The following is a 19441-nucleotide window of genomic DNA, read 5'->3' on the forward strand; positions in this document are numbered from 1 at the left end:
CGAACAGGTGTGAGACCCAACACATTCGGCGGGGTCCCACTAGTTCTCCATTCAGTTGAAATCAACCCGCGACACGCTCGCAAATGAGCGTCGCACACCGACAGATCAGCGCGATTTCTGTTGGTCCCGTTCTGACATCTACCTCTTCAGAAAACCGTTCGATCGGCCGTCAACCCTGTAAACAGGGGTTTTCCGGCGCCTGGCCCGGATGATGCAAAAGCTGTCGCAACAGTGTTGGAAATGCGAACGAGGCCAGCCATGAACACCCAAACGCTCGATACACGCGACGACGACCCGCAATCCGCAGCCGCTTGCGACACCGCATCATCGACGATCGATCTGCCGATCGGCGCACATCTGGTCACGCAACGCAACGGCTACGAGCATCACGGCATCTATGTCGGCAATGGCCGCGTCGTGCACTACTCGGGCTTTGCGGCCTCCGCGCATCCCGGACCGGTGGAGGAAGTCGAACTCGCGCGCTTCGCCGCCGGCCATTCGCTGTCGGTTCGCGCGACGCCGAGCGCGATCTACGTCGGCGCCGATGCGGTGCGCCGCGCGCGCTCCCGCCTCGGCGAGAACCGCTATCGCCTGCTGACCAACAACTGCGAACACTTCTGCGCGTGGTGTCTGCTCGGCGAAAGCCGCAGCGAACAGGTGCATTGCTGCTTGCGCCATCCGAGCACGGGCATGCGCGCACTGCTGTGCCTCGTGAAGGCGTTTGTCGAGAGCGGGGCGAGGAACGAACACCGCATGGCGCAACTCGCGCAAGTCGCGTGAACGCAGCGCGTCAGGAATGGGACGATTCGAGGAGAACATCATGGTAGCCGCAGAAAAAAGCTTGCACTGGGCCGTCGACAAATGGCTCGCACCCACGCCGTCGATGCCCGCGCGCGTGGTGCGGTTCTGCCATCACGCGTCGCAACAGCAACGCTATGTATGTGTGCAGGCGTTGAAGCCGGAAGGATTGCTGTCGATTTTCTTCTTCCGCCACGGCGACGGTTCGTGGAACGTGTTCCCGCCGCAAGCCGAGCGGCCCGCGATGAACGGGTATTGCCGCACGGCCGCGTAGAAACTCATGCGTGACCCGCCGTGGCCGCTTCCGTGGCGAGCCACTGACTGAACAGCAACATCGCCGGCGTCATCGGCTTGCCCTTCAGGCAGGTCAGCCAGTAACTGCCCGCCTTGACCTCGACGTCGAACGGGCGCACCAGACGCCCGGTATTGATCTCCCTTTCGAACATCAACGCAGGCACGAGCGCGATGCCCGCACCCTGTATCGCCGCTTCCACCATCAACCGCGACGAATCGAACACCGGTCCGCGCACCGGCCGCGGCGCGATGCCCGCGGCCGCGAACCAGTTCATCCAGTCGTCCATGCGGTAAGAGCGCAGCAGCGTTTCGTTGGCGAGATCGTCGGGCCGTGCGAGGCGCGCGGCGATCTCGGGCGTGCAGAGCAGCGCGAGCGGCGCGTCGAGCAGTTTGGTGGCGAGCGAGCCGGGCCACGTGCCGTCGCCGAAACGGATCGCGAAATCGAGGCCCTCGGTCGCGAGGTCGACGAGGTTGTTATTGGTCAGCAGCCGCAGCTCGACGAACGGATGCGCGTCGCGAAACGACTTCAGGCGCGGCATCAGCCAGCCGACCGCGAACGTGCCGACCACACCGACCGTCAGCACCTCGTGAAAATGCCCGCCGTCGAACTGCTTGAGCACCGCCTCGATACGATCGAACGCGTCGGACAGCACGGGGCGCAGCGCGAGCCCTTCGTCGGTCATCGCGAGGCCGCGCGGCAAACGCTTGAATAGCGCGGTGCCGAGCCGCTCCTCCAGCGAGCGCACCTGCTGGCTGACCGCGGCTTGGGTCACGTTCAGCTCTTGCGCCGCGCGCGTGAAGCTCAGATGCCGCGCGGACGATTCGAACGCGCGCAGCGCGTTGAGCGGAAGATACGGTCTCATGGTGCAGATACAAGATTTTCTTGTGAGTGGGCTAACTTATCACCATCGGCCCACTTCGCCGACTCCCTGTCTCTTATTCGCCAGTCGAATTGTGCGACACTAGGGCCACATCGACGGGGGCAATCGCATGCCCGGCGCCGCGCCAGACGCGCGGTGGCGAGTCGGCAATGAAGAGCCGGCAATTGTGAGCAACGGTGAACGGCCGCCACGGATTGCCTCGATGTAGGTGGTGAGAAGTTGACTGTCCAGATGGAATGCTCGACATGTTCTGCCGACGTTCGTCCAGGTAAGCCGTCGGCTCGTGCAACCTTGCATCATTGCCCTCGATCGGGAGTCCGCTATGTCCGTGTATGTTCTGGCCTTGCTGATTGGCGTCGTCGCCGGCCTTCGCTCGATGATCGCCCCCACCGCCGTCAGCTGGGCCGCGCGTCTGGGATGGCTGCCGCTGCAAGGCACGTCGCTTGCCTTCCTCGGCTTCGCGGCCACGCCGTATATCTTCACCGTGCTGGCGGTCATCGAACTGATCACGGATCAATTGCCCGAAACGCCGAGCCGCAAGGTGCCGCTGCAGTTCGGCGCGCGAATCGTGCTCGGTGCGCTGAGCGGCGCGGCGATCAGCGGCGCGCATGGCGGCCTGGCGGGCGGCATGATCGTCGGGGTGGTGGGCGCGGTGGTCGGCGCGGTAGGCGCGGTGATCGGCACGCTCGGCGGCGCGAAGGTGCGCAGTTCGCTCGCCAGCATGTTCGGGCGCGATGCGCCCGCGGCGTTGATCGAGGACGTGGTCGCGATCGTCGCGGCTGCGTTGATCGTCGTGTCGTTGCACGGGTTCTGACACAAACGCAAAAACGCGGCGGGACGCTTTGCGCGTCGCCGCCGCGTTCGGTCGCTGCCCGCAGCTTATTGAACCCGGGCGATTCGCGCGGCCGTCGTGACTTGCGTGACTGGCGCCGCCGCCGTCGAACTCGCCGCCACGGGCGGCATCAGCTTGCCTTGCACGAGCAGCTGAAGCGTCTTCACGACCAGAATCGCGATGATCGCGTTCGCCACCAGGAACAGAACCGGTGCCGCGAATTCGATCGGACCCGTCGCGCCGCGTTCGACGAGACGCAGGGCCATCGTCGGCAACGCCGCTACGCCGAAGCTGAACGCCCAGTAGCCGGGCACGAATGCCTGTTGGCGGATCCACGGCAGCAAACGCAGCAGCATCAGCGCCTGATAGAGACCGTAGCCGAGCAGCGCGTAGGCGAACAGGTCGGGCGTGCCACTGGTGAGGCTCAAATACGCGACACCACCGACGACTGGCGGCGCGAGTTGCACGCCGAGGGTCGGGCGCAGCGCTTCGGGCAGCGGTTCATGCACGGCGGCGCGATGCAGGATCATCGATTCGAGCGCGAGCCACGCCAGCATGCCGCCGCCGAAAAACAGCTCGCCCAGTTGATGGAAGCCGAATGCGGCCGAGCTCGCCGCCGCGACGAAGCCCGCTCCGACCGTCGGCAGATAGATCGCCGGCGTGGTCAGTTCGGGCTTGCGGCCGCCTTGCCACAGCTTGCCTTGTAGATAGACGCCGAGCCCAAGTTGCGCGATCGCCGCGATGCCGTACAGCGTCAGCGCGAGGGTATGCGCGTACGGCTGCAGCAGTTGCGCGGCAAGCAGCGTCGAGATCGGCGCGAGCGCGACGAACGAAGACTGCACCGGATGGTCCAGTTCGGCGCGTGCGTCGGCGGTCCGTGCGAACCACTTGTGCGCGTAGGCGAACAAAATGATGACCCAGACGGCGAGCGCCGCGATCGTCACCACGCTGCCGGCGACGGCCGGCAAGTGCCACAGGCGGATTGCTACGCGCCACAGGTTGGCCAGCGCCAACGAGCCCACCGCGATGCTCAAGAAGCCAGCGGGAACCGCACCACGATTGCTGTTCATGACGACCTCCGAAAGTTGCGTCGCGCTGCGGGTTGCTGGCCATGCGCGATCGATGGCCTACTGTAAAAGGCCACGGAGAATCGCAGAACGCTGCAAACGCTCGACAAATGGCGCGAGCGTCTCAAGCTGTGTTTTAGCGGGGGAAAGGGGCAGAGAAGGCGGGGGAGGAAGGGCGGCCGTCAACCGCCCATGCGCACCAGCATCGCCAGCAGCTGGTCGAACGAAAGCGGCTTGCGCGCGTAGGCAAAATGTGGATTCGGCTGCACCGGAATGTCCGACGCGGCGCTGCACAGGATGATCGGAATCTCGCGCAGCTCTGGGTCCTCATACAGCGTCGCGCACAACTGGAGGCCCGACATGACCGGCATCATGCAATCGGACACGATGATATCGGGCCGGCTCGAACGGACCAGTTCGAGCGCGACGGAGCCGTTCGACGCCGTCCGTACCGCATAGCCGTGTCGTTCCAGCAGCAGCCGCCACACCGTGAGGATGTCGAACTCGTCGTCCACCACCAGAATGGTTTTCATGGGCGGCTAGGTTTTTCGCCCCAATTGCAGCGTGGCCGACAGGCCCGGCGTCGATTGGATGCCCGCGGCGCTGGGCGAGCCGTCGATCACGTCGAGTCCTTGCGACGAAATCGACAGTTCGCGCAGTGACGTGTCGTGCGCGCTTTCGCGTTGCTTCACCACCGAAATCACGCGCCGCAGTCCGCCTTCGGTCTCGGCGTAGCGCAGCAGCACGAGGTTTTCGGTCAGCGCCGACACGCGCACGGCCTTCGCGTGACCCGGATCGCTGTACAGCGGCAGCTCCTCCGTGACGAGCGTCGTGACGGTCGCTTCGCGCAACTGATGCAGCAGTGCATTGAGGAACAGGCCGAAGCGCTCGGTACGCAACGCCGAATCGCGAAAGCCCTCGACGCCGTCGATCACGATGCGCGTCGCGCCGGTCTGCTTGACGGTGGCGAGCGCTTTCGACGCGATTTCATCGACCGCGAGTTCGATCGCCGGCTGCCAAAGCACTATCAGACGACCGTCCTGCCACGCATCGGCAAGCGCGATCGACACCGCTTCGGCCTTGCCGATGAGTCTCTGCGGACTCTCGTAGAAGCCGAGATACACGCAACGCTCGCCGCGTGCGAGACCGGCCGCGAGGAACTGCAGGCACAGCAGGGTCTTGCCGACGCCCGACGGGCCGATCAGCGTGGTCGTTGCGCCTTGCGCGAAGCCGCCGCCGAGCAGGTTGTCCAGGTGCAGCAAGCCGAAGCCGAGCCGTGCTTTCAGATCGACGGGGCCCGCTTGCTCCGCGCACTGCGCTTCGAGGCGCGGGAACATCAGCAGCCCGCTGCCGGCGATGCGGAAGAAGTGCTTGCCCATCAGATGATCGCGCGCGCGCATCTTGTGCACTTCGATTTCGCGCGCGCGCCGCATGCCGTCGTGATAGCTGTTCAGCTCGATCAGACCGTCCACCAGCGTGTGCTCGGGATGCGACTCGTTGCCCGACAGCGGCGCGAGCAGCAGCGTCGTGCAGTCCATCGCGGCGACCAGCGCGTTCAGCTCGTGAATGAACTTCGACAGCGACAGCTCGGTTTCGCTGAATTCGCGCGCGCTGCGAAAGCCGTCGATGATCATCAGGCTCGGCCGGTAGTCGTAGATGCTCGACGCGATCAGCTTCAGGAAACCGTCTAGGCCGTCCTGCATCAGCTCGTGATAGCCGGACACGAACAGCATCTGCTGCGCGACCGCGGCTTCGTCGAAAAAGCTCAGGCCTTTCAGGTGACCGAGCAGCTTGTCGTGCGATTCGGCGATCAGCGTCATGTACAGCACTTTCTCGCCTTGCCGCACCCGATGAAAACCGATCTGGCTCGACAGGATCGTCTTGCCGGCGCCGGCCATGCCCTCCAGTAGATAGACGCCACCGCTCACCAGACCGCCGCCGAGGATCTCGTCGAAACCGGGCACGCCGGTTTCGACATTGCGTCGGGCCGCGTCAGGTCGGGCCGCGTCAGGTCGGGCCGCGTCAGGCCGGGCCGCATTAGGTCGCGCCGCGTTAGGTCGCGCCGCGTCGGACGGGCGGGACGTGTTGGATGCGTCGGTAGTCATTGTCGATGTGTCGTTCAAAGTGCAAGCGACGGCCTGGTCGTAACCGTCCTGTGCTCAACCCCGTTGCGGCAGCAATCCCCATTCCCGATCGCGAGCGACAGTGTCCCGCGGCGTGAAATGCGGGGAGTCTATCCGGCAACGCGTGCTCGGCGAACGGCATGTGCTCGACATGGCGGCGTGAGAGGGCGAAAAAGGCCGGCGGCGAGAAGCCCGGTGCATGCGGTATGAGGGGGGAGTGAAGTGCGGTGGCCGGTCGAACTTGCAAACCGATGCAATGAAACGGAAAGGCGAGCGCTTCGCTCATACGGCGCCGCAGGCTGCGGTCGAGGCTGCCGATCCCATAGGTCAGGTGCAGGTTCGAACGACGGCTGCGAGTGGCGCCGGCTTCGGCGGACGGCTTCTGATGCTGGTTCATGGTGTACCGGGTGACGCGCCTCGCCGTATACAATTCGGCAGCGCCTGATCCCAGCGGGCTTTCACCCGCCTATTTGCCAACCGATCCAACCCATGCCGAATCCGACCCGGGCCTTTCTTCTCGGCCCGCTCCTGAAAGGCGTTTCACGCTCCTTCTATCTGACGCTGCGCGTGCTGCCCATCGGCATGCGCGATCCGATCGGCCTTGCGTATCTGCTCGCGCGCGCGGCCGATACGATTGCGGACACCTCGCTGATCGCGCCAGGCCAACGCCTCGAATTGCTGCTCGCGTTGCGCGATCAGGTCAATGGCGTGGCCGTCGATAGTGCGCCGTTCCAGCGCATCGCCGCGGAAGTCGCGGGTCAGCAGGCGCAGTCGGATGAAAAGCTGCTGCTCGAATCGTTGAGCCCCGCGCTCGACGTGCTCGCGCAACTGAGCGAGTCCGACTGCCACGCGGTGCGCGCGATCGTCACGACGCTGACCGAGGGCATGGAATTCGATCTGCGCACGTTCCCCGACGAACGCTCCGGCCAGATCGCGGCGCTGCGCGAATACGACGAACTCGATCGCTATACGTATCTGGTCGCGGGCTGCGTCGGCGAGTTCTGGACCACGATGACTTACGCGCACATGCCGGGCACGCTGAAAGAACAACCCGACACGATGAAGCAGCGTGGCGTGCGTTTCGGCAAGGCATTGCAAATGACCAACGTGCTGCGCGATTGCGGAAAAGATTTGCGCATCGGCCGCTGCTATTTGCCGCAGAGCATGCTCGAGCGCCACGGTCTGAGCGCGCGCGATCTGCTGCAACCGGCCAATTCGATGCGCGCGCGGCCGCTGCTCGTCGAACTGCTGCGCAAGACGCTCGATCATTTCCGCACGGCGCTCGACTATACGCTCGCGATTCCGGTGAGCGCGGTGCGCTTGCGGCTCGCCTGCCTGTGGCCGATCCTCATCGGCCTCGACACCTTACTGCTGCTCGCGGATAACGACGCGTGGCTCGATCCGGCGAAAGTGTCGAAGGTGACGCGCCATGACGTGTATCGGATCATCGCGTCGTCGCTGCTGCTGGTGCCGTCGAATGCGCTGGTGCGCCATGCGATCAATAGCCGCATCGCGCGGATCGAAACTCGGCTGTAGGCGTAAACGCCTACGGTTGCGCGCACAGTCACGCGCATCGAATAAAACTGAATCGCTTCAAGGCGCTACGAATCGCCCGCAGTAGCCGCGATTTATTCTGGATCATTGAATCTTCAACAATCGGGAAAGCCCCAGGCCACTGCATTCGCGCTTCACGTTAGTCTCTTCGAAAAGGAGGCGACCCATGCGACAAGCGTTCAATATTGCGTTGGTGCTTTTGCTTGGCTATCTGATGGCGGATCGGGCGTTGATGCGTGCGCAGGCGGGCGAGGTCGGCACGATTACGTGTCACCAGGGCGCGGCGCTCGTCAAATCGGACGCGTTGAAAAAGGGCTTTGGTGACGCTGGCGCGAGCGCGCAGAGCGAGAGCTTCCTGTCGAGTTGCCTCGTGACCGGGCGCGGCCAGGTCGGCAATCTGATCGCACGCGACTGAGCGCGGGCAGCTGAGAATTCATCGCGGCGCACGCAGAGCGGCGCGAAAAAGCGCCCAGACCGTGAAGGCCTGGGCGAAGTCATCGGGAGCCCGATGACGGAGGTAACCACATACGAACTGGCCCGCGCTCGGAGATACCCGAGTCGCGGGCCAGTTCATTTGAATCGGGGTGCGCGTCGCAAGGACGCGCTATTTGGAAGTGCTCGCGGTCCGTTTCGCCGTAGGGCTTCGTGGCCACACAGCTGCGCTTGACGAACCGCCTGCCACCTACCGCTTACTGACCGAAGTAGACCGACTTCGGGCCACTCGTCGGAGCCGCATGGCTCGCTTGCGACGTACCGCTCACCACACCACCGAAGCCGGTAGCGGCTTGACCGACGCCGTTTTGCGCGTCGACGCGGGCTTGCGCAGCCTGGATGTCAGCCGGGTAGTGCGGGTCGGCGTGACCAGGTTGATAGCCGGCCTTTTCCAGTTGGATCAGCTCGGCGCGCACTTGAGCGCGGGTCACGGGCTGGTTGGCTTGCGCGAACGCGGCGACCGGAGCGGCGACAGCGACGGCGATGACAACGGCTTGAATCAGCGATTTCATGATACTTACCTCCAGTTCAGGGTTTTATCTTGCTGCGAACTTGCATGTTCGTAGTCAGTGATTGCATTGTAATTTGGCGAACTGGACAGAGTAAGTCGTGAGGTAGGTAATGTTTGTTGCGAACATTGATATAAAGCGACGGAACTTTTAGGGTTAACGCGTAGACGTGTGGCCGGTGTCACAGGAAATGAAAACTATGCGAGGTCGGTGAACGACTGCTGCCACAGTTCGTGATTGATCCGGGCGGTCGACATCCCTTGCGGGAGTAAGGTGGTCCGCGATTGCGTCAAATCGACCCCAAGCCGACCGTGAACCCATCACCACATATTCGGCAGCTTCCAAACTACAGCGGCGATCCATTCCTGCCAGTCGCTCGGCGGGTCATCGGCCCTGAGCGGACGACCGGAAGTACAGGCGTTCCCTTCAGTTAAAGTATCTGCGTCTGTTGCCGATATGCCGTGTGAGTGCCTACCCGTCAAGAGCTCTAAGCAGCCCTGTTTTATAGACATTCAGGTGCCGATCGATAGGCGTCGTCGATGACAAAAGATCGGCCGGCAGCGAGAAAGATTTGTGATGAAATGCGCAGCGGCATGCCGGGCTTCGTCACAACTTACCGCTGCAGGGACGCCGCCATGGTTATGCAAGTGATTCGACCGCGATGAAAGTTTCACCGGTTTGCCGTCGAATGCGCCCATAGCCTCTGCCGAGGGCCGCCCAATCCAAGCCGAATCTGAAAAAGTGAACCCCACGTGCGACAAACTGAGTTTGGCTCCTTGCTGTCGGTCTTGGCCTGTTTCATTCTTTTCTCGTTGTGCGGTTGCCATCAGCGAGACCACGATTCTTCGAACACGAGCGGGCCGGCCAGTACCACCATCACCGCCTTGATCTGGGCTCCTGACTGGCCGGAAGAAATGCTTCAGATTGCTGCCGAATTCAGCAAGCTGAATCCGGACATACACGTGGATGTGCAGTTCATGATTGGCAATTCGGTGGAAGAAAATATCAAGCCGCGGATCGCCTCCGGCAACTTGCCCGATCTGGTGAGTATCAACCCGAATGCCTACGCGGCCGACCTGGCCGATCAAGGGCTCCTCGCCGACGTTAGCAAGACATCCGCCTGGAACAACATGCTCGATCCTCTCAAAAAAGACTGGACCAGTCGCCAATCCAGGCACTTTGGAATAGCGGGGGGAATGGCTACGACGTTGATCTATTACAACGAGGACATGTTTGCGAAGGCGGGGATCAGGGAGCTGCCGACCAATTTCAACGAATTCCTGGCGGTTTGCGAACAGCTCAAACGTGCGGGCTATACGCCAATAATGTGGAACGGCGGCTTCCCAAATATGCTCGGCAACGGCCCCTTCAGTTCAGGCTTTGCTAACAATGTGGTTGCGCGCGAGCCAGACTGGAAGGACAAAATCAGCGATGGCACGCTGGATTTGAACACCCCCCAGGTAGCGGATATTTTCGCCAGGATCAGGCTGATGCCGGAACGGGGTTTCGTACAGGAATCGTTCATGACAACTGGCTACGATGATGGCATACGGCTATTCAAGGAGGGCAAGGTCGCAATGGCTTTTCACGGCAGTTGGGCAGCCGGTCTGTTGCTGCACGGCAATCCCTTTGAAGTTGGCGTGCTCATCCCGCCCTGGAACGCGCCAGGCGAGCAGGTGGTGCCCGTGATCGGCAGCGAAACCGGGTTTGCGGTGTCGGAAACGCCCAACAAGGCCGCGGCAATGCGTTTTCTCGAGTTCGTCGCTGGGCAGGGGTTTTCCATCCTCCAGATCAAGCGCCAGAACATTTCCCCATTCAAGCAGTTCCCGGGCATGGTGGTGAGCGATCAGAAGATTGTCGACTACACGAACATGGTCAGTCGCTATGCCGTGACCGGCAGCCCGTACTATTCGTTTCTACCCTCCAATTCCATCGAGCGCTTGCATCGATTGATACAGGATGTGCTGTTCAGGAAAATCACGCCAATGCAGGCTGCAAAACTCCTGGACGAGTCTGTTAAGAATGAAGCGAAGATGCACTACAAATGAGCCCACTGATCGCCTGGCTGCGAAGCGCATTCGCGTACTTCTCGTTGGATCTGCTGCGCCGGGTCGAAATTCGCTACCGGCTGATAACCGCGTTTATCCTGCTTTCGCTGATACCGATACTTGTCTCCAGCTACATTTCGTATGTGGAGTCAACAGCAGAGTTCAAGCACAAAGCGGAGATATTTTCCAAAGAGGTAGTCAAACAGGTATCCAAAAATATCTCGTTGCGGATGGAGCAGATCGAGACGGAGAGCAGTCTTCTGGTGCTCTCCGATCAGGTTCAAGACGCGCTGACCCGCGTCGCACACGGCAATGAAAAGGAGCAGAGCGAAGCTCGCCAGGATCTGACCCGACTGCTCCTGGAGCACTACGGCGCGGTTGATTTCATCAATCAGAAATATTTGCTCGACAAGGACAACCGGATCACGGACACCCAGGCGTTCGCGCAATTGACGCGAAGTGTGGTGCATCTGGTCCAACAGGCTCCCGATCGAAATGGCCGGCCTTACTGGGGCAGCTATGACAACGGGGCCGGTCAGCAAGATCTCGGGATGGTGCGCGCCATCATCGGCAAGAGCGACAATCGACAGATCGGTAATCTGGTTCTAGTGATTCGCCCCGAGTATTTCTCATCGATTTTCAATGACGTCGCCGTGGGCAGTGGAACGGAGATCTATGTACTTGACGCCAGCAGCGACAAGCTGATTGTTCGTGCCGACGGCTCTTCAATGAGCACCGACGGAAAGTCTGAACCGGGTCTGCTCGAAAGAATCACAAACGCCGATCCGCACGGCGAGCCAAATGGCTTCGTCGACTTCCATGGCAAGAATGGCGACCGATATCTCGCTGCATACACGGGTATCGCCGGCACAAAATGGTTTGTGGTCAGTACGATCCCGGAGAAGAAGTTGACGGCGGAGGCACAGTCCGTACGCGATCAGATCATACTGGTGGGCATTTCGGGGTTTCTGCTTTCGATCTTCCTCGCCAACTTCATTTCACACAGCATCTCTGTACCGCTCAAAGATCTGGTGCGAAGGATGGACGACACCGGTAGCGATGCAGGCGCAGAGGCGGAGGCATCGGTGGACGCGCGCAGTGAGATTGGCGTAAAGGATGAATTGGGCAGATTGGCGCACAGGTTCGAACGAATGAGTGCGGCGATCGGGCAGAAGATCCAGAAGATCAACGAGATCAACGCTACCTTGGAGCAGACGGTCATCGAGCGAACGGCCGAGCTCGTCGCCAAAGAGCAGGAGTCGCGCACGTTGATCGAGAATTCACCTGACACGATCACGCGCTACGACCGGGAGCTGCGCCGCACCTACGCCAATCCGGCTTTCTGTGTCTCGGCGGCCCGCAGCCTTCGCGAATCGCTCGGCAAACGGCCCTCAGAGATACCGGGCGGTGCTAACGCGCTGGCTTACGAGAAGAAGATCAGCGAAACCATTGCAACCGGGAAAAGTCGCCAATTCGAACTGAGATGGCTCAGTAAGGACGGACAGGAACAGTGCAGCCATATCAGGCTCACTCCAGAGATCGACGCGTCGGGCGAGGTGAACTCCGTGTTGGCGGTCGGTCGTGATTTGTCGGACCGGATGGCATTCGAGGCAACGATATGGAAACAGGCTAATTACGATGCGCTGACCCATCTCCCGAACCGCCAGATGTTTCATGCCCGTCTCGAGCACGAAGCCGGCGTGTCCCATCGCTCCGGGCGGCCGATGGCCTTGATGCTGATCGATCTCGACCGCTTCAAGGAGGTCAACGACTCGCTCGGACACGATATGGGCGACATCCTGCTGATCGAGGCCGCGAGGCGCATTACCTCGTGTGTGCGTGAATTCGACACGGTCGCTCGACTTGGCGGTGACGAGTTCACGGTGATTCTGCCCGAGTTGGACGACACCGGGAGCATCGAACAGATCGCGAAGACGATCATCGCCGCGCTGGCCCAACCCTTCAAGCTTGGTCCGGACGAGGCTTTCATTTCTGCGAGTGTCGGAGTCACGCTTTACCCTGACGACGGGACAGAACTGGATGTTCTCTTCAAGAATGCCGACCAGGCTATGTACGCGGCCAAAGCCGCGGGGCGCAACCGTTTCCACTACTTTACGCCCGAGTTGCAAGTGGCGGCAGAAAAGCGCCAGCGTCTCACGAGCGATCTACGTACCGCCCTGCAAGTCGAACAGTTCCGTGTTTATTACCAGCCTATCGTCAATCTGGCGACTGGCGAAATTTACAAAGCTGAAGCGCTAATTCGCTGGCTGCACCCTGTGCGCGGCACGATCAGTCCATTGGATTTCATCGCATTGGCCGAAGACACGGGGCTCATCGTTCCGATCGGCGATTGGGTGTTCAAACAGGCCGTGCGCCAGGCGCATCAATGGCGCCGACGATTCCATCCATCGTTTCAGATCAGTGTCAACATTTCACCGGTGCAGATTCGCCAGGACAATCTGGTGTGTATCCAATGGTCGGAATACCTCATTCGGCAAGGCATGCCTAGACAGAGCGTGGCAATTGAAATAACCGAAGGGCTGTTACTGGACGCCGAATTGAACGAGAAGTTGCTGAGTTTCCGCGAGGCAGGAATCGGGATTTCGATCGACGACTTCGGGACCGGTTACTCGTCCTTGGCCTATCTGAAGCGCTTCGACATCGATTATCTCAAGATCGACCGTTCATTCGTACAGAACCTCGGTTTCGACGGCGGCAATCAGGCGCTCTGCGAAGCAATGGTCATGCTCGCTCACAAGTTGGGATTGCAGGTTATTGCCGAGGGGGTCGAGACGACGGATCAACGTGATTTTCTCGCCGCCGTGGGTTGTGACTTTGCGCAAGGCTTTTTGTATTCGGAGCCGGTTCCATCTGATCAATTTGAGGAGCGGGTGTGGCCGACAGCCAGGGAGGCGGCTCATCAAGAGGTGCGCGACGAATCGTGAGCTATCGCCGAACGAGTGTATGCCAGGTATCGAGAAACGAGCCCCGGTCACGGTAGTCTCGAACGGTCGAAAACAGTTCGACCTCAGTCTTCCGAGTTTTCGGGAGAAGCCATTGGACAGGCTGCGATCGGACGGGGCGCCAATGGCCGCAAAGGCCGGCGGACTCAACGCTCGAAAGTCCGTTTGCAGGCTCGAAGATACGCCTGAACGTGTATATCGAGGCATCGACCAACGGCGGCTTGTGGCCGAACCCAGTCCGACGTTTAACACGCCGAGTGAGCCGCCATTCATCAGTCCGCGTCGGGCAGAGGTCGACCCATCGGTGCCGTTGAGGTTTCATCAAGCAAAGGGCAGGTGCTTGAGGTAGACCGGTCATTCGATCAAGTGCAGTCGCCGGCCGGACATTGGCCCCTTCTCATTTCGTAACAAAAGGACCTTCGTGGCGGTGAAGATAGACCAGGACCGGTCGAGCAGATCGGTTAATTGAAGATGCCGGTCTTTCGCGATACATCCGACTCGCTCATCGAAAAGCGCTTCACGATGTTATCGGTGTTGAACAGCACCACCAACTCCTTCTTCGTGCCGCTAGCGCTCGATCCGAACAGGTTGACAACCGGAATGTAATTGACCGCGTCGCCATGCAGCTTGGTCAACTCGTAATGCCAGATTTCCAGGCCGCCGTCCGTGAACTCGGTCTTCATCGGCGAGCCGAACATGCTGCGGACCTCGTTCTTCGTCGTTTTGCCTTCGACGATTTTGGTCGAAACGGTGGACTCCGTTTCCGAACGCAATGAATCGTTACCCACGCCGGCACATCCGGTCAGCAGGATGGCGCCAGCGGCGATTGCAGTTACCACCACGAATTTCTTCATGTTCCCTCGTAGAAGTGGGTTATTTTTTGGGCACGGTGAATGTGAATCGCTGTTAGCGAGCGATTCACCTTACTATCGGTTACAGGGAGGAAATCTTTAGAGCGACCCGGAAATTCGACAGCCTCGCAGTCGGTTCGCAGTTGATGAACGGACGTTCATAAATCGATGGTGAGAGGCCGTTCCTGGCCGCACCCGGTCCGACGATGAGCTGACGGCGTGCTCCGCCATTGATGCCTCGGGTCGGGCAGTAGTCGGACCCGAAGCGGACCTTGGCATTTTCCGGAAGCAGCCGTTCGTGCCAGTGTCTCGCCACGTCTCCACGGGGCGGGGTCAATGAACGCAATCGAAATTAAATCTTGCGAATCTCAGGGCTGCAATCGTCAATGGCGTCCGTCCTACATCTGATTTTGACGTCGGCATGCATGCAGTATCTCGTTGACCGCAAATGCTCCTCTCACGGTCTGCACATTTTGCAGGACACACAGGTGATACGCTCTTTCGCGCGGCAAAAGCATTGCGCCATTTCTGTAAATCGCGTCGCACGAGTTGCTGATCTGGCGAGCCGCAAAGCTGCTCTGACTGTTTCCCAACGAATGCAGAATGCATTGATCGTAGTCTGGATTATCACTACCGTACGCTAGGGCCGAGAGCGGGGTGGCGAGCGTGATCGAGAGAAACAGATAGGCGAGTTTGAGCATGATTGCGACCAAGACTCAGGGATATAACGGCGGGCAGTTGCCGATTATCAGCGATTCAGGCGTCAGTGTCGAATGACCGGTGGTGGCAGGGCCGAGTCAAACACTCGGCCCACCTATGTGAATGCCTCAGACCGACCCTCAACGGCCAGTCACGGTGCGCGCTCTCACTGGCAGAAAACTGACCGGTCCGTACGTTCAAGTGGCATTTTCGGGAACAACTATTCGACTTAGCCGCCGCTGGCCGGTCGCCACACCGACGGCGGCTTAAGCCAACAAGGTGCTGGGACCTGCGTCGTCATGGTGTTTCGCGTCCGCGATCCGCGTGGGAGTCCGTTGTTTTGCGAGGAGAAAAGTTGAGCACGCCTGGTGAGGAACCGGAAGCCTAGTACCTCATCGATCGTGAACAAGAAAACGGTCGTAATGCCCTCGGAAAGAATGCTCACGCTCACAACAACCCGTCGAATTGAAGCGGAACGGTCGGTATCGGGGCAGCGCAGATAAAGTCACCGGAAGCGAATTCAAAGAGGCCCCTCGTTGGCGGGGCCTTGAGGTACGAAATCACCGTGTTTCTGTTAGTACGTCACAGAAGTCCCACTGCCAGTAAAACTGTGCTGGGTAGGAGCGTCATTTGCATAGTCGCCAACGGCCTGGATGATGTTCACGATCTGCTGCGGCAACCTGCCGCCGCTGACGGCGGTCATTGCAGTACGATCCATCTCAACGACTACGGGGAGGTCTTTGATTACCAGCGCGTTCATTTCGATTCTCCAAGGGTAAATTAGTCAGTCAGGAATGTCAGAGCTTGTTTTGAGGGTGTAGATACTCCTCGATGAGGATCAAGGCAAAGTGCGTGCCAAACGGTGGCACCGCGGTAAGCGATCACACAACTAATTGAAAATATTGGATTTTTAATGGCGACCGGTGCGAATTGGTAGACAGACATGCGCGCTGCGACCGGTGGGTCGGATCCAACTCTCCGTCTGGCGCTGTGGGTTAGATCGCGACACATGCGGTCCGCCTCCGTATCCCGTGTTTGTACGATGTCCTCGAGGCTTAGAATCCGATCGAAGCCTGAGGACAATGAGTCTGTCGCACGGTCGCTGAGGGAAACGCCGATTCGCTCCGCGGCTTTCCTCGTTTCAATGACGGGAGATGCTGTCAGTCAGCGAGACATTGCCCGGCTCTTCGATGTCTATCTGCACAAGCCGTTCTCCTGCGAGACACTCATGCAGGTCATCGAAGATGCTCGCTGCAGCAGCGATGCGAATACTCGCCAAGCCGCCTGGACTAACTGTTGTCGACGGAAGCGCACACAACCCATAGTCGGAGGTTCAACGGCAAGCCTCTTCCGGGTCACGGAGCAAAGCGAGCGGCAGCTTTCAGCATGAAAGCGACTTTTGAATGTCTGGCCGAGTGAGCGGGCGACCGGCTGAACATGGCCGAGAGTGCCAGTTCAAATGAAGGTCGCGCGAAGCGGGCGTGAACGGCACCGTCTGTTTTTCCGTATTCAAGGGCGCGGATGAGACAAGCGTGCCCCACTACACAGGCAAATCCAGCGTCGAAAGGCTTCTGCGAGCCGTCTGTGCATATGCGAATGGCATATAGCAGGAAGTACCGCCGCGTCTAAACTGAAATTGCCGCCACATCACGATCACGACTTTTCTCTGCCCACATTCCGACATGTCTGGGTCCTCCGGCGCAGTTGCCCGACTCGACGAATCAATCCACCTGCCTTTGTCATCCGCTGAAAAGGGCGTAGAGACGGGCTGACGGGCGTTCAACGATGTGAGATCTGAACCATGGCCAAAAAATCTATGCGCGCACCAATTCTCGCCCTTTAATAAAGTGAACTAACGCCTTCGAACCGGAGGTCAGAATGGAGCAAGTTCTGCGTGCAGCGGTCATGCAAACGGGATCGGCCATGTTCGATGTCGAACGAACGCTGGCCAAGCTCGAACGGGACGTAGTCGCGGCGTCGAAACTCGATTCGCAATTGATTGTGTTCCCGGAAGCCTTCGTATCCGCCTATCCCAAGGGACTGCATTTCGGCGCTCCCGTCGGCGAGAGGACGCCTGAAGGCAGAGAGGACTATCGCCGGTACTTTGACAGCGCGATCGAGGTGCCATCTGTGTGGACAAATCGAATCGCGCAGATCGCAGGCGACCTGAGGCAATACCTGATCGTCGGTGTGATTGAGCGCGACGGCGGTACGCTCTACTGTACCGTCATCTTCCTGGCGCCCGATGGAATACTGCTGGGAAAACATCGAAAGCTGATGCCCACAGCGGCCGAGCGGTTGATCTGGGGGTTTGGCGACGGGTCGACGCTTCCCGTATTCGATACGCCTTTCGGTCGGCTGGGTGCGGTGATCTGTTGGGAAAACTACATGCCGCTTTTGCGCATGGCCATGTACGCGAAGCGAATACAGATTTATTGCGCGCCGACAGCGGATAGTCGGCCCACCTGGGTTGCTTCAATGCAGCACATTGCGATGGAAGGCCGCTGTTTTGTGCTCTCTGCGTGTCAGCATTTACGGCGCCGCGATGCGCCGGACAACTATGCTGCCGTCCAGGGCAACAATCCGGATACCGTCCTCATGCGTGGCGGCAGTTGCATAGTGGGACCACTAGGAGAGGTGCTTGCCGGGCCCGTGTTCGATGAAGACGCCCTGCTTGTTCATGAACTGGATCTCGCTGACCTCGCGAGGGGAAAATACGACTTCGATGTCGTAGGGCACTACGCACGTCCGGATATATTCCGCCTCCATGTAAATGAGTCGGTTACCCCACCCGTCGTCTTTGAGCAGAACCGTTGATTGCGCCTCGTCGGGCTGTTTCTCCGAAACGGCCTCGCACGGATGCCTAACGTCGGTCGCGACATCACCGAGGACAATCGGTCTCAGTATGCATTTCATTGCGGCACTTCACCGTGCCTTCCTGAAACAGGCGAATGATGCCCGGTTCTCGGGCGATGGAGGACGCTATGTATTCCTTGTTGCCAATATTGGGACCTGATCCTGACGCCCCCGTGAGCGCGGAAGCATACTCATTGGGTAATGATGGTCAGGCAGCCGGAACCACATTTGTGAACGACGAGGGGCAATCGCGGCCGGTTGGCGCGCAATGGCTAAACGGCTGGCTTACCTCTACCCTTGCGCCTCCGAATCACACGACCCTCTGGGGTATCAACGACGGCCTTATCGCTGTGGGCAGCATGACAACGGACAACTACGCAACCGAGTCCGCCATCATCGTCGACGCCGGGAATGTGACTGACCTCTCGAACCTGGTCGGGCCGATCTCATGGGCGGCCGATGTCAACGATCAGGGGCTCGTTTGCGGCGGCGGCACTAACGGAGAGGGTTTCCTGTTCAGCGTGCCCGCAAACCGTCTCGTTGCCACTGTTCCGGCGCTTAATCTTGCCGTGATAAACAACCAGGGAGAAGCAGTTGGCTTTAGTGATTCCGGGAAGCCGGGAGTACATAGCGTCGCGAGCGGCGCCACAAAGATGCTGGATGCGATGGAAAGCGCGTACGGCATTAACGACGCCGGGGTAGCCTGCGGAGCAGCCGGCACGCCGCCCACATACAAGGCCGTTCCGGGAACGTGCGACACACGGCAGGCGACGCCGGTCTTTCAGCCTATCCCGCTGCCCGCTGGAGCAACCGAGGGTACTGCAACGGCAATCAACAACAGTGGTGATGTGGTCGGCAGTTGCGTGTTTGACGATCCGTCGTTAAACAACGGCTTTCATTTTGGAGCTTTTCTCTATCAAAACGGGACGACGACGCTTCTGGACAAGCTGATTTCGGATCCCGGATGGCATCTGGAGGTTGTGTTCGATATCAACGCTAGCGGACAGATCATCGGGATGGGGAAGCAGAACGGCACTTTGACGGCTTTCATGCTGTCACCCACGACGAGCTGGCCATCGTGGCATTTTCCGTTGCCGGTACTTGTAGGGCGCCTTCTCGGGGGTGTGGCCGATGACGCAGGTGGTTCGCTAGTTCTTGGCGGAAGGCCGATTCCAATCGATCCGTGGGGCCCCTGGCTGCAACTACAGCCGGAAAAGCGCGATGCGCTCATTGCACTAGCGATCGACGAGATCGCGAGTTCTATCCTTGACGAAGCGACCCGCGTGCAGGTGCGAACGACGTTGGTCGAAGCCGCAACCAGCCGCCTGAAAGGTATGAATGTCAGACGCGGTCGAACCGGACCGCGGCAAACCTCGAAACGAAACGCGGAGATTCCCAGAAAGCACGGGCTTCCGGTGAGCTGGCTAAAGAAGTTTGGCCGCTAGCGTCAACCTGGCGGATTCAACCGGTCGAT

Annotated in this window: 18 protein-coding genes; 9 read left to right on the plus strand and 9 right to left on the minus strand. The window is 59.9% G+C overall.

Annotation, left to right across the window (positions count from 1 at the left end):
- The first annotated feature begins 258 nt into the window (after positions 1-258).
- Entirely contained in the window at positions 259-780 is a 522-nt protein-coding gene (locus HDG34_RS18485) for a lecithin retinol acyltransferase family protein (protein ID WP_184061609.1), read from the plus strand.
- Between the two features lie 40 nt (positions 781-820).
- A complete protein-coding gene (locus HDG34_RS18490) occupies positions 821-1072 on the plus strand; it encodes a hypothetical protein (protein ID WP_184061610.1) in 252 nt (83 codons plus the stop codon).
- Positions 1073-1076: 4 nt separating this feature from the next.
- Here the strand turns inward: HDG34_RS18490 and HDG34_RS18495 are convergent, their stop codons facing one another.
- Positions 1077-1955 (minus strand): LysR family transcriptional regulator, encoded by an 879-nt coding sequence (locus tag HDG34_RS18495; RefSeq protein ID WP_184061611.1) that lies wholly within the window; start codon positions 1953-1955, stop codon positions 1077-1079.
- Between the two features lie 340 nt (positions 1956-2295).
- Here HDG34_RS18495 and HDG34_RS18500 point away from each other — a divergent pair, with 340 nt between their 5' ends.
- The gene (locus tag HDG34_RS18500; protein WP_090807556.1) at positions 2296-2787 is read left to right on the plus strand and encodes a DUF4126 domain-containing protein; all 492 of its coding nucleotides are present in this window, start codon (positions 2296-2298) and stop codon (positions 2785-2787) included.
- A gap of 65 nt (positions 2788-2852) precedes the next feature.
- Here the strand turns inward: HDG34_RS18500 and tehA are convergent, their stop codons facing one another.
- The 4 genes from tehA to HDG34_RS18520 form a co-directional block, all read right to left on the minus strand.
- Positions 2853-3875, minus strand: coding sequence for a dicarboxylate transporter/tellurite-resistance protein TehA (gene tehA / locus HDG34_RS18505; RefSeq protein WP_184061612.1), 1023 nt, complete (start codon positions 3873-3875; stop codon positions 2853-2855).
- A 179-nt stretch (positions 3876-4054) separates the two neighbouring features.
- On the minus strand, positions 4055-4405 hold the full coding sequence (locus tag HDG34_RS18510) for a PleD family two-component system response regulator (RefSeq protein WP_184061613.1): 351 nt from the start codon (positions 4403-4405) through the stop codon (positions 4055-4057).
- A gap of 6 nt (positions 4406-4411) precedes the next feature.
- Positions 4412-5977 carry an ATPase domain-containing protein gene (locus tag HDG34_RS18515; RefSeq protein ID WP_221309170.1) on the minus strand — a complete coding sequence of 522 codons (1566 nt, stop codon included), beginning with the start codon at positions 5975-5977 and terminating at the stop codon, positions 4412-4414.
- Positions 5925-6392, minus strand: a complete 468-nt coding sequence (locus tag HDG34_RS18520) for a hypothetical protein (protein WP_184061615.1) — start codon at positions 6390-6392, stop codon at positions 5925-5927. The genes HDG34_RS18515 and HDG34_RS18520 overlap by 53 nt, the downstream gene beginning before the upstream one ends.
- 92 nt (positions 6393-6484) lie before the next feature.
- Between HDG34_RS18520 and HDG34_RS18525 the strand changes: the two genes are divergently transcribed.
- Positions 6485-7531, plus strand: a complete 1047-nt coding sequence (locus HDG34_RS18525; protein WP_184061616.1) for a phytoene/squalene synthase family protein — start codon at positions 6485-6487, stop codon at positions 7529-7531.
- A 184-nt stretch (positions 7532-7715) separates the two neighbouring features.
- On the plus strand, positions 7716-7964 hold the full coding sequence (locus HDG34_RS18530) for a hypothetical protein (RefSeq protein WP_129961873.1): 249 nt from the start codon (positions 7716-7718) through the stop codon (positions 7962-7964).
- Positions 7965-8238: 274 nt separating this feature from the next.
- On the opposite strand, the gene HDG34_RS18535 is transcribed toward HDG34_RS18530, so the two are convergent.
- A complete protein-coding gene (locus tag HDG34_RS18535; RefSeq protein ID WP_184061617.1) occupies positions 8239-8553 on the minus strand; it encodes a DUF4148 domain-containing protein in 315 nt (104 codons plus the stop codon).
- Between the two features lie 809 nt (positions 8554-9362).
- Here HDG34_RS18535 and HDG34_RS18540 point away from each other — a divergent pair.
- Both HDG34_RS18540 and HDG34_RS18545 read left to right on the plus strand, forming a co-directional pair.
- On the plus strand, positions 9363-10598 hold the full coding sequence (locus tag HDG34_RS18540; RefSeq protein WP_260321220.1) for an ABC transporter substrate-binding protein: 1236 nt from the start codon (positions 9363-9365) through the stop codon (positions 10596-10598).
- A complete protein-coding gene (locus tag HDG34_RS18545) occupies positions 10595-13543 on the plus strand; it encodes an EAL domain-containing protein (RefSeq protein WP_184061619.1) in 2949 nt (982 codons plus the stop codon). The genes HDG34_RS18540 and HDG34_RS18545 overlap by 4 nt, the downstream gene beginning before the upstream one ends.
- A gap of 479 nt (positions 13544-14022) precedes the next feature.
- On the opposite strand, the gene HDG34_RS18550 is transcribed toward HDG34_RS18545, so the two are convergent.
- The 3 genes from HDG34_RS18550 to HDG34_RS18560 all read right to left on the minus strand — a co-directional run bounded on the left by HDG34_RS18550 (position 14023) and on the right by HDG34_RS18560 (position 15871).
- Entirely contained in the window at positions 14023-14415 is a 393-nt protein-coding gene (locus tag HDG34_RS18550; protein WP_184061620.1) for a hypothetical protein, read from the minus strand.
- A gap of 395 nt (positions 14416-14810) precedes the next feature.
- On the minus strand, positions 14811-15113 hold the full coding sequence (locus tag HDG34_RS18555) for a VF_A0006 family four-cysteine protein (RefSeq protein WP_184046296.1): 303 nt from the start codon (positions 15111-15113) through the stop codon (positions 14811-14813).
- Positions 15114-15685: 572 nt separating this feature from the next.
- On the minus strand, positions 15686-15871 hold the full coding sequence (locus HDG34_RS18560; RefSeq protein WP_184061621.1) for a hypothetical protein: 186 nt from the start codon (positions 15869-15871) through the stop codon (positions 15686-15688).
- Positions 15872-16989: 1118 nt separating this feature from the next.
- Here HDG34_RS18560 and HDG34_RS18565 point away from each other — a divergent pair.
- Positions 16990-17928: a nitrilase-related carbon-nitrogen hydrolase gene (locus HDG34_RS18565; RefSeq protein WP_184061622.1), complete on the plus strand. Its 939-nt coding sequence runs from the start codon at positions 16990-16992 to the stop codon at positions 17926-17928.
- Positions 17929-18095: 167 nt separating this feature from the next.
- Positions 18096-19412, plus strand: coding sequence for a hypothetical protein (locus HDG34_RS18570; RefSeq protein ID WP_184061623.1), 1317 nt, complete (start codon positions 18096-18098; stop codon positions 19410-19412).
- The last annotated feature ends 29 nt before the right edge of the window (positions 19413-19441 follow it).

The sequence above is a fragment of the Paraburkholderia sp. HC6.4b genome (assembly GCF_014200875.1).
Taxonomy (GTDB): Bacteria; Pseudomonadota; Gammaproteobacteria; order Burkholderiales; family Burkholderiaceae; genus Paraburkholderia; species Paraburkholderia tuberum.